Consider the following 1,755-nt stretch of genomic DNA (forward strand, 5'->3'; position numbering starts at 1 on the left):
ATTCTTCTGTTAACTTTGAACTTTAAACCGGCACCAGCCTGAGCAAAGAAAGATCCAAGCTTGAATGGTTTAACTTCCGTCATCAGCTGTTGTCCATTGATGTTTTTCTGGTATGCTCTGTAAGCGATAGTACCAACACCACCATACCCATGAAGTGCCCATCTGTAAGGAGAGTGATTATCTACTCTTCTCAATAAATTAGAGAAGTTGATATCTCCTAAGATAGAGATCGCATCATACTGAGTTCTACCGGCCACAGCTTTTGCATCAGGAGCAGCGTCTTTAGTATTGAACCATCCTTGTCTGGTTTCACCTCTGTCATATTGAAGCTTTAACCCAAAAGCATGGGTGATTGCTTTGTCAATACTTACATAAGCAGAATATCCAAAAAGGTTTTTACCGTTACCATTTTTAATTGATGTTAAATCTGCCGATTGCATCAATGGAACTCCAACCCCTGCGGAAATAGACCAGTCATTAAATCTTTTCGATTGGTTGGTAAATGGGGAAACATTTGCAGACCCAGAAGAAAATGTATTAGGGTACTCTCCTTTTGAAACTGCCGTTGAGTCTTGTGCATAAGTAGCGGTAGGAATTGCCATCGCTAATGCAACAATTGCTAAACTTAATTTCATAGTGTTATTTTTTTAAGTTAAGTTATTTTAAATGATTTTTTACGTTAAAAAAGTGATATTATATTATTTTTTTAAGTACACCTGTAGATTGATTAATATATTCTATACGGTATACTCCTAATATGATATAAAGGTATGTAAAATATTCCGTAGTAGAAAAAAAATAAACCGAAAAGAACAATTCTTTTCGGTTTTTGTATATGATAAGAAGTTATTTCTTCTTTTTCTTAGCTGGTGCTTTTTTCACAGTTTTTTTCACCGGAGCATCTTCATAGTCTTTCTTTTTAATAGAATTCCACTCAGAACCTTCAACAAATCTTACCGTTACTTTTCTGTCAGCTAGTCTTTCAGCATCTGAAGCTGAGGCAGGAATCTTAGCTTCTGCAGAACCTACTCCTCTTGACTTTAGTACATTATCACTAACACCTCTGTTTTCTAAAGCTGAAACTACAGCTGCAGCTCTTTCTTTAGATAATCTCAGGTTATAAGCAGCACTTCCTTTAATGTCAGTATGACCTGTCAACAGGTAATTACCTCCGTTTTCTTTAATAATGGAAGCCGCAAGATCCAATTTACTGTTAGATTCAGGTCTTATGGTTGCTTTATTAAAGTTAAAGTAAATGTCTTTCAATGTTTTTTCTACTTCTACAGCAGTTTGATTGTTATCTTTTTTCACAGGGCAACCGTTGTTTTCAACAGGTCCCGGAACCGTTACACATTTATCGTAAAGGTCAATAACACCGTCTAAGTCTGTGTCTAGAGCAACTCCGGCACCATCCACTCTTGCTCCGGCAGGAGTGTCAAGCTGTCTGTCCCAATCGTCACATACTCCATCATTATCAGCATCTCCTTTTTTACATACTTCAATGTCTTGTTTTTTATTAGCCAATACATCAAGTTTATAATAGATTTCCTGAAGAGGATCATGCCACATCAGGTGAGAGTCGTGTTTTCCAAGTTTGAATGAAAGACCTAAGGTAGCGTTGAAGAAGTTGTCGGAAACCTGTGAAGAACGTCTGTTAACCTCGCTGTATGGATCTCCACCTCCGTCAAAGGTATCATCACCTGTTATTACATACATTAATCTACCTTCGATGTCGATTCTTCTGTTAACTTTGAA

Annotated in this window: 1 protein-coding gene and 1 pseudogene; both read right to left on the bottom strand. The window is 37.0% G+C overall.

The features are described 5' to 3' along the window. Positions 1 to 635: pseudogene (locus tag M030_RS0114285) on the bottom strand (OmpA family protein); the annotation flags it as partial. A gap of 211 nt (positions 636 to 846) precedes the next feature. Then, on the bottom strand, positions 847 to 1,755 hold a 909-nt coding region (locus tag M030_RS24195; protein WP_034722685.1), incomplete at its 5' end, for an OmpA family protein.

The sequence above is a fragment of the Chryseobacterium sp. UNC8MFCol genome, from assembly GCF_000482305.1.
GTDB classification, from domain to species: domain Bacteria; phylum Bacteroidota; class Bacteroidia; order Flavobacteriales; family Weeksellaceae; genus Chryseobacterium; species Chryseobacterium indologenes.